The following is a 9,259-nucleotide window of genomic DNA, read 5'->3' on the forward strand; positions in this document are numbered from 1 at the left end:
GCTCTTTTTCTTGATCTATCCTGCCCAATCTGGTGTTGTTTCGGCCTTGGTGTCGTCCCCATGTGGACGGGTGAGGGGATAAACGTGTCGCAAGACGAAGTGCCGGCCAACGCTCGCGCCAAGCGCGGTGTAAAACCATCCGGCAAGCCCACGCTGAAAACGATTGCCCAGATGACGGGCCTTGCGGTGACCACCATCTCGCGCGCGCTCAATAATGCGCCGGAACTGGCCCAGGAAACGCGGGACCGCGTGCAGCGCATCGCGGCCGAAATCGGCTATCTGCCGGATCGCGCGGCTCTCCGCCTCAAGACCGGCCGCACCAATGTGATTTCGCTGGTGCTCGAGCCGGACGAACAGATCTATGGCTTCGGTACGTCGCTCGTGACAGGGATTACTGAGACGCTGCGCGACACCGCCTATCACCTCGTCATCACGCCGCTGTTCCGCAACATGCAGCCGATCGAGCCGATCCGGCATATCGTGCGCAATCGCATGGCTGATGGCGTCATCTTCTCGAAAGCCGAAGCCTTTGACGAGCGCATCCGGTTCTTGCTCGACAATGACTTTCCATTCGTCAGCCATGGTCGCAGCCAATGGCCCGAAGCTCATCCCTTCGTCGATTTCGACAATGAAGACTATGCCTATCACGCAACGCTGCGCCTTGCGGCGCTCGGCTGCAAGAAGGTGTCGATCGTGCTGCCCGATAGTGCGCTGACCTATACCGGGCATTTGAAAGCCGGGGTGGAGCGCGGCGCGCGCGAAGCGGGAATTGCCTTCGAGTTTGCCGCGGACGTCAATCTCAGCAGCCCCACCGATGCAATCCGCAACTATGTCATCAAGCGCTCAAAGCGCCCCGATGGCCCGGATGGTTATATCTGCGCCTCCGAAGTCTCGGCTCTTGCTATTATTGGTGGGCTCAATGAAGCAGGTCTTGTTGTGGGCAAGACGGCGCATGTCGTGACCAAGCAGTCGTCCTCGATGTTCATGCAGTTCCAGCCTGCAGCGGAAACAGTGGCCGAGGATTTCGTAGCCGCTGGCCGGCATCTCGGTGAGTTACTTCTCCGCCGTATTGCCGGGGACGCAGACGATCTCACCTACCTCGCAAAACCGCATTACGACTGGCCCCAAGGCTGATCCGAATCTGCCTTGCTAAAAGGGTTCAGCTTTTTGCGCGAATGAGCGCAAACCTTTGAGAGCGGTCATTTTTGCCGTTTTCGATGCGTTTTGCTCTGACACGTCCCAAATGCGGTTTTACATTTGGGCAGAATAAAGGCAGTCACTTTGCCTTATTTGGCGTCGGCCAAGAGCCGCTCGGAGAGCGGTTTTAGGCCCCCATTTGCGTCAAGACTGCATTAGCTGCGTTGAATCAAATAATATTGGCAAAGCTTGGACTCTGAATCAGCACAGAGTCTATTTGCCCGGATTCACGCTCCTCCCCTTTGGACTCTGAATCGATTCATGGGTTACTCTAGCGAGACTCATGTATTAACTCGGAAGTTATACTAAGGATGCGTGATCTAGACTGGTAAAAAACTTGGTCATGTAACCAATGATTAAGTCATCCATGAAATTATCAGTGTCAGGCCGGATGGGAATACGGCTTCGAGCATAGTCAGACATCTAGCCGGACGACCGCTCGTCGCCTGATTACTTCATACCGTTCATCGGTTGTTAACGACCCAAAGCCTGAGAGCATTATGACATCGCGGATCAACTACCCAGCCCGGTTTTTGGCATGACCGGGAATAGCACCTTCACGCTCGCATTGACCGGCGATCTCTCGGTCAAATCGGCCCAGGATTTTCTCGGCCAGCTCAAATCGGCCATTGCCGAGCACGCTGCAATCGCAGTGGACACGAGCGCCATCGGCCAGGCCGATGTCACGACCGTGCAGTCGCTTCTCGCGGCGCGCAACAAGGCCCAGGCGCTGGGCAAATCCTTCACTCTCAAGGGCACTCCAGGCCCAAAGCTGCAGGCCGTTCTCGACGGCGCGGGGTTCATGAACCCGGCCCAGCCGGCAGCGTCCTTCTGGACCGAACACTCTTAATCCCACGGGACTTGACGGCATGACCAAGACAATTCTGACAATCGACGATTCCGCTTCCATCCGTCAGATGGTCGCCATGACGCTGACCTCAGCGGGTCTCGACGTCATCGAGGCTGTCAATGGCCAGGATGGCTATGACAAGGCGACGACCAATACGGTTCATGCCGTTATCACCGACCTCAACATGCCGGTTCTCAACGGCATCGAATTCATCCGCAAATATCGCCAGCACCCCTCGAGCAAGGGCATCCCGATTATCCTGCTGACGACCGAGTCCGACGAGGAACTCAAGCGCCAGGCCAAGGAAGCCGGCGCCACCGGTTGGATCGTCAAACCCTTCAAGCAGGACCAGTTGCTGGCCGTCATCAAGAAGGTGACAGGGGCATGAACATTTCCGATCCCTCCGAGACCTTCCGCCAGGAGGCGCGCGAGCTGCTCGATCAGCTCGAAGCCGGCCTTCTGGACCTGGAACAGGATCCGTCCAATTCCGACCTGATCAATTCGACCTTCCGCGCTCTTCATACGATCAAGGGCTCGGGCGCGATGTTCGGGTTCACGGCGGTTGCCGAATTCGTCCATGATTTCGAGACGGCCTTTGACCGTGTCCGCAAGGGGGAAAGCGAAGCCAATACTGCGCTCATCGGCGTGGCGCTCGACGCCAAGGACCATATCCACCTTCTTATCGAAGATCCGGATGCGCCCAATGAAGGTGGCGAACAGATCCTCGTTGCGCTCCGGGCGATCGTGAACGGTGGCCCGGTCGAAGCGCCGGCGCCTGTCGAAACTGTTGCCGCGCCAATTGCTGGGCCAGTGGTTGGCGTGTCGAGCGTGGCCGATAGCGCCAAGCGCTGGCGGTTGGTTTTCTCGCTGCCGTCCGACGCGCTGATCTACGGCACTAACCCTGAACTGCTGCTGCAGGAACTTGCCGGGATCGGGCCGATCGAAATCCTGGCGCTCACCGATCGCATTCCCGATCTCGACATCATCGACCCCGAAGTCAGCCATATCAGCTGGCAGGTGGATATCGAGACCGCGGACGATCCAACCGCCGCGATCGACGACGTCTTCCTCTTCCTCCGCGACAATATGGAACTGACGCTGACCCCGCTCGGCGCGCCGGCGGCAGCGCCGGTTGCCGTGGCCGCGCCGGCCCCGAGCGAAGATGCGATGCCCGAGGCGCCCTATGTGCCCGAGCCCGTCGTCGAAGCGGCTCTCGTCGCCAAGGCCGCGGCGCCGGTGAAGAAGGCAAAACCTGCGGAAAAGGCCGAAGCCGAAAAGCCGGCAGCCACCTCGCTCCGCGTTCCGGCCGAACGGCTCGACGAATTGATGGACCGCGTCGGCGAATTGGTCATCGCTCAGGCGCGGCTCAGCCAGATCGCGGCGAGTTCTGCCGATCTTTCGCTGAAAACCATTGCCGAAGAATTGGAACGCCTGTCTTCGGGTCTGCGCGATACGACCATGGGCATCCGCATGGTGCCGATTGGGACGATCTTCTCGCGCTTCCGCCGCCTTGTGCATGATCTCTCGGGCGAGCTTGGCAAGCAGATCGAATTCATCACGACCGGCGAAGAAACCGAACTCGACAAGACCGTCATCGAGCGCCTGGCCGATCCGCTGGTTCACCTCATCCGCAATTCGGTCGACCATGGTCTCGAAAGCGCCGAAAAGCGCGTCGCGGCGGGCAAGGATCCCAAGGGCACAGTGCGCCTCTCGGCCGTCTATTCGGGCGCCGAAGTCGCCATTTCGGTGGTCGACGATGGCGCCGGTCTCAACCATGAACGCATTCGCGCCAAGGCCGAAGAAAATGGGCTTATCGGCCCTGATGCCAAGCTGACCGAGCAGGAACTGAACCACCTGATCTTTGCGCCCGGTTTCTCGACGGCCAAGGAAGTCACTGCCCTTTCGGGCCGCGGCGTCGGCATGGACGTGGTCAAGCGGACCATCGACGGGCTGCGCGGAACGATCGATGTGACGACGACCCAGGGCAAGGGCTCGACCTTTACCCTCCGCCTGCCGCTGACCCTCGCAATCATCGACGGCATGTTGGTTCGCGTCGGCGACGGCCGTTACACCATCCCGCTCGCCGCCGTCGAAGAATGTGTGGAACTGCCCGAAGGCATCGAAGCCAATGCCAAGGGCCGCAACTTCCTCGATATCCGTGGGTCGCTCGTCCCCTATTTGCGCCTTCGCGAAGTGTTCGGGATCAAGGGCGAGGCCGAAGCGCACCAGAAGGTGGTTATCGTCTCCTCGGGCGAAGGCCGTGTCGGGCTCGTGGTCGACCAGATCATCGGCAACAACCAGACGGTCATCAAGCAGCTCTCAAAGCTTCATTCGGGCATCAAGTCCTTCTCGGGCGCCACCATTCTCGGTGACGGCTCGGTGGCCCTGATCCTCGACACCGCCCATCTCGTGGCCTCCGGCCAATCCTATGTCGACCGCAACCTGGGGAGAGCCGCATGAGCGACGACCAGTCCTATATGACGGCGCTGACCATTCGCCTCGAAGACGAGCTCTTTGCCGTCGAGGCGAGCCGGGTGCGCGAAATCCTCGATCTTGTGCCGATCACCAAAGTGCCGAGCGCCCCGGCTTTTGTTGGCGGTCTGATCAATGTCCGCGGCTCGATCGTGCCGCTGGCCGATCTCCGCGTCATGTTCGGCATGGACCGGCCCGAGCCCGATGCCGATACGCGCATCGTCGTCATGGAAGTCGATATCGACGGCGAGCCCACCATTGCCGGCATTTTGGCCGACAAGGTGCATGACGTCACCGATATCGAAACCGCCTCGATCGAAGAGGCTCCCAAAGTCGGCATGCGCTGGCGCCCTGAATTCGTGAAGGGCATCGGCAAGCGCAATGGCGGCTTCATCATCATCCCAGACATGGAAAAGATTTTTGAATCACCGGGCGGCAGAAGTCCGTCCGCGGCAGCGTCAGAAGAAAGGTCTGCAGCATGAGATTGACCATCAAGACAAAACTTGCGGCGACATTCGTCACCGTTGTGGCCACCTCTGCGGTGGGCATGTTCATGGGGATCCAGAACCTCGGCGCGCTCAGCAGCTCGATGGAAGCCATGGTCGACGGCAATGTCGAGCGCATTCAGATCGCGGCCGATCTCAACGCCCGGACGCTGCGTGTCGCTCGCGATGAGAAGAACCTCATCCTTGCCTCAGACGATGAGACATTCCAGCAGTTTGCCGGCCAGATCGAAACGGAAAAGGCCGCCATCACCGAGCAAACCGCTAAACTGCGCGATCTTTCGAGCGAAGCGGGCAAGCCGCGGGTTGATGCCTTCAGCGATGCCTGGATGGACTATCTCGCCCAGCATGCAGAAGTGAACCGCCTGGCCGGGCTCAACTCGGACATCGTTGCGAGCGAACAGATCGAAACTGCAGGCGCAACGCAGCGCGCCGCGTTCGAAACCCTGCGCGGTATCGAGTCCCGGCTCGAATCCAATATTCTGAACTCTGGCGACATGGCCGACTTCCGCACGTTCAGCGCGCTCAAGTCGCTTGATACCGCCATGCTGGAAATCTCGCGCGAAGTTCGGACCGTGGTTCTCAACATGAACCAGCCCGAGCGCCAGCAGACCTATATCGACGCTTTGACGGAAAAGAAGCAGACGCTGCTGAACGAGATCGAAACGCTCGGCCGCTCCCTGCCTGTTGCCGAGCGCACAGCCTTTGCGACCTATCAGCAGCAGATCACATCCTGGCTCGATGGCGTTGCCCAGGCACAGTCGACCGCCCAGACCAATGGCGAATATTTCGCTGCTGAGCTTGCCAATGGTGGTGCGCGTGAAGCCCGCTTGGTCTCGGTCGATGCGCTCAACGCCATAATCGATCTCAACAGCGAGCAGATGGCGCAGGCCAATACCGACGCGATCTCGCTCTACGAACAGAGCCGTATGCTGCTGATCGCGCTGATGATCGGCGCGGCCGTTATCGCCGGTATCGCGGCAACCTGGATCGTCGTGTCGATCTCGCGTGCTCTTTCGAGCGCCGTGCGGCTCGCCAATGACGTCGCCGGCGGCGATCTCAACGCCACGGCATCGATCAAGGGTGACGACGAAGTGGGCGACCTGATCAAGGCGCTCAATGCCATGGCCGCCAAGCTGCGCGAAGTCGTGGCGGAAGTGACGTCTGCAACCCGCAATGTCGCTTCGGGCAGCCAGGAAATGTCGGCAACGGCCGAACAGCTCTCCCAAGGCGCGACCGAACAGGCTTCCTCGACCGAAGAGGCTTCGGCTTCGATGGAAGAAATGGCGGCTACGATCAAGCAGTCCGCCGACAATGCTTCGCAGACCGAGAAGATCGCCCGCCAGTCCGCTGCCGACGCAATTGCTTCGGGTGAAGCCGTGAACAATGCGGTTTCGGCCATGCAGACGATCGCCGAAAAGATCATGGTGGTGCAGGAAATCGCGCGCCAGACCGATCTTCTGGCGCTCAACGCTGCCGTCGAAGCGGCTCGTGCCGGCGAACATGGCCGTGGCTTTGCGGTGGTCGCTTCGGAAGTGCGCAAGCTTGCAGAGCGCAGCCAGGCTGCCGCGGCCGAGATCTCGACGCTGTCCGGCACCACTGTGAAGGCCGCCCAGTCTGCCGGCGAAATGCTTGGCAAGCTCGTGCCCGATATCCAGCGCACGGCAGAACTGGTGGAAGAAATCTCCGCCGGTAGCCGCGAGCAGAATGCGGGTGCGTCGCAGATCAATACGGCCATCCAGCAGCTCGACAAGGTGACCCAGCAGAACACGTCGGCGGCCGAGGAAATGTCATCGACGGCCGAAGAACTGGCGAGCCAGGCCGAGCAGCTCCAATCCGCGATCAGCTACTTCCGGCTCGACACCGCCAATGCACCAGCCTTCTCGGCGCCGTCGAGAAAGCCGGCCAAGCGCGATATCCGCTCGGCCGTCATGGCTTCAGCTCCACACATGAGCGCCACCAACCGCGCTAAGCCCAATGCCGGTGGGTTCGACCTCGATCTCGAAGGCGGCATGGACGACCTCGACGGCGAATTCTCCCGCCGCAGCGCTGCGTGAAGCCTAGCCTGCCCTGAACCTCGGGATGCCGCGATGGACAGCGCAGCATCCTTCCCCCCCGACCGCCGCGAAGCGACGCTCAACCCCTGCCTAGAAGAGGCTCTAGAATGCGACTTACTATCAAGGCCAAGCTCGCGGCCACTTTTGCGACGATCGTCGCTTTGTCTGCCGGCAGCATGTTCATCGCCGTACAAAACCTCGGTCAGTTGAATAACTCGCTGAGCCTGATCGTCGATGTTCGATCCCCCAACACCGTCGCCATGGCTGAAATGCAGACCAGCCTCGAAAATGTCGGGGCGCGTTTGCGCGCAACCATCATGGCGAACGACGTCGAAACGATGCAGGGCAATATCGACCAGATCGACAAGAGCTTGGCAGCGATCGCGGCAAAGCGAGACTTCCTCGAAGCCAATGTCAAAGACACGCAGGTGCGTGCACTGCTCGAGCAGTTCGATACCCAGCTCGAAGAATATGTGCCGCTTCTCGAGGCGACCAAAACGTTTGCGCTCGCCAATAGCGACACCGAGGCATTCAAGATTACGACCACTGTGGGTAGCCCCGCATTGTCGAAAACCGAAGACGCCATGACCGCCCTTGTCCGGGCCACGGGTACACGCCTGTCTTCCGGCGACCTCAGCGCCTTCTCTGCATATTCCGCCGCCAATTCGGCCTTCCTCGCCGTCTCCGATATTTTCAGACAGCAGCGCAACGTGCTTCTCGCAGCGACCAATCCTGCCAAGCAGGACGAATGGTACAACGACTACAAGACCGGCATCGCTGAAGTGGGCACGCTGTTCCCCAATTTGCAGCGCACCGTGTCGCCCGCTGAGCAACCCCTGGTTGCCAATGCAGAGGCTGCTTTCGCAGAGCTTGTCACCGCAATGGATAGTGCGGTCGAAATGGCCATCACCAAAAGCGACTATTTCGCACAACAGAAGTCGGAAGAAGCAGCCACCGTTCGCCGCGCTGCCAGTGAGACACTGGGTAATATGCTGGCGCGCAACAAGGAATTGATGGAAGAGGCGAGCGTTCAGGCCGACCAGCTTTATAACTCGAGCCTCACCCTGCTCATCGGCCTTCTCATCGGCTCGGCGCTCGTCGCAGGCATTGCGGCAACCGTCATCGTTCTTGGCATTTCCCGCGGCCTCAACAAGGTCAAGCAGGTGGTCTCGGCCGTGTCGATCGGCGATCTCGACCAGCGCGTCGAGATCAAGAGCAATGACGAGATCAAGGACCTCGTCGATACCGTCAATGTCATGACCGACAATCTCAGGGCTTCAGCCGCGGTGGTCGATCAGGTGGCCTATGGCGATCTCAGCGCCAAGCCCAAGGTGCTTTCGAACAAGGACGTTTTAGGCCAGTCCATGCAGCGCATGGTGGATGGTCTTGCCGCCTCCGCGGCTGTTGCCGAAAAGATTGCCGGCGGTGACCTCACGGTCGAGCCACGGCGTCTCTCGGACAAGGACACGCTTGGCATCGCGCTCGAGCAGATGGTCGAAAAACTGCGGGACGTGATCTCGGACGCTATCAGCTCGGCCAACAATGTGTCGGCTGGTGCGCAGGAAATGTCGGCGACTGCAGAGCAGCTCTCCCAGGGCGCGACCGAGCAGGCCTCGTCCACGGAAGAGGCTTCGGCCTCGATGGAAGAAATGGCAGCAACGATCAAGCAATCGGCCGACAACGCCTCCCAGACCGAGAAGATCGCCCGTCAGTCCGCTGCCGACGCAATTGCCTCGGGCCAAGCAGTGGCCAATGCTGTGGGCGCCATGGAAACCATCGCTCAGAAGATAATGGTCGTGCAGGAAATTGCGCGCCAGACCGATCTGCTGGCACTCAACGCTGCTGTCGAAGCAGCCCGTGCCGGCGAACATGGCCGTGGCTTTGCGGTGGTCGCCTCCGAAGTGCGCAAGCTCGCTGAACGCAGCCAAGCTGCCGCAGCCGAAATCTCGACCCTGTCGGGGACGACGGTGAAGGCAGCGCAATCGGCCGGCGAAATGCTCAACAAGCTCGTGCCCGATATTCAGCGCACGGCGGAACTCGTGGAAGAAATCTCCGCTGGTAGCCGCGAGCAGAATGCTGGTGCCTCGCAGATCAACACCGCGATCCAGCAGCTCGACAAGGTCACCCAGCAGAACACCTCCGCCTCCGAGGAGCTTTCCTCGACGGCAGAAGAACTGGCG

Annotated in this window: 7 protein-coding genes; all 7 read left to right on the forward strand. The window is 60.2% G+C overall.

Annotated features, from left to right (window positions below; all coding sequences use genetic code 11):
• Positions 1-84 precede the first annotated feature (84 nt).
• On the forward strand, positions 85-1,134 hold the full coding sequence (locus tag ASE94_RS01350; protein WP_244483873.1) for a LacI family transcriptional regulator: 1,050 nt from the start codon (positions 85-87) through the stop codon (positions 1,132-1,134).
• A gap of 601 nt (positions 1,135-1,735) precedes the next feature.
• Positions 1,736-2,047 carry an STAS domain-containing protein gene (locus ASE94_RS01355; protein WP_061911687.1) on the forward strand — a complete coding sequence of 104 codons (312 nt, stop codon included), beginning with the start codon at positions 1,736-1,738 and terminating at the stop codon, positions 2,045-2,047.
• Between the two features lie 19 nt (positions 2,048-2,066).
• Complete coding sequence (locus ASE94_RS01360) at positions 2,067-2,435, forward strand: response regulator (protein ID WP_062628882.1); 369 nt, start codon at positions 2,067-2,069, stop codon at positions 2,433-2,435.
• Positions 2,432-4,507 carry a chemotaxis protein CheA gene (locus tag ASE94_RS01365; protein WP_062628883.1) on the forward strand — a complete coding sequence of 692 codons (2,076 nt, stop codon included), beginning with the start codon at positions 2,432-2,434 and terminating at the stop codon, positions 4,505-4,507. The genes ASE94_RS01360 and ASE94_RS01365 overlap by 4 nt, the downstream gene beginning before the upstream one ends.
• A complete protein-coding gene (locus ASE94_RS01370; protein WP_061911690.1) occupies positions 4,504-5,001 on the forward strand; it encodes a chemotaxis protein CheW in 498 nt (165 codons plus the stop codon). The genes ASE94_RS01365 and ASE94_RS01370 overlap by 4 nt, the downstream gene beginning before the upstream one ends.
• The gene (locus ASE94_RS01375) at positions 4,998-7,079 is read left to right on the forward strand and encodes a methyl-accepting chemotaxis protein (RefSeq protein ID WP_082460724.1); all 2,082 of its coding nucleotides are present in this window, start codon (positions 4,998-5,000) and stop codon (positions 7,077-7,079) included. Before ASE94_RS01370 ends, ASE94_RS01375 begins: the two co-directional genes overlap by 4 nt.
• A gap of 107 nt (positions 7,080-7,186) precedes the next feature.
• The coding region (locus tag ASE94_RS01380) for a methyl-accepting chemotaxis protein (protein WP_244483875.1) at positions 7,187-9,259 on the forward strand (2,073 nt) is incomplete at its 3' end.

Origin of the sequence: Devosia sp. Leaf64, from assembly GCF_001421945.1 — a bacterium.
Lineage (GTDB): Bacteria > Pseudomonadota > Alphaproteobacteria > Rhizobiales > Devosiaceae > Devosia.

Coding starts and splice junctions, on each gene's coding strand:
- ASE94_RS01355 (WP_061911687.1), top strand. CDS start 1,736: ATGACCGGGAATAGCACCTTCACGCTCGCATTGACCGGCGATCTCTCG.
- ASE94_RS01360 (WP_062628882.1), top strand. CDS start 2,067: ATGACCAAGACAATTCTGACAATCGACGATTCCGCTTCCATCCGTCAG.
- ASE94_RS01365 (WP_062628883.1), top strand. CDS start 2,432: ATGAACATTTCCGATCCCTCCGAGACCTTCCGCCAGGAGGCGCGCGAG.
- ASE94_RS01370 (WP_061911690.1), top strand. CDS start 4,504: ATGAGCGACGACCAGTCCTATATGACGGCGCTGACCATTCGCCTCGAA.
- ASE94_RS01375 (WP_082460724.1), top strand. CDS start 4,998: ATGAGATTGACCATCAAGACAAAACTTGCGGCGACATTCGTCACCGTT.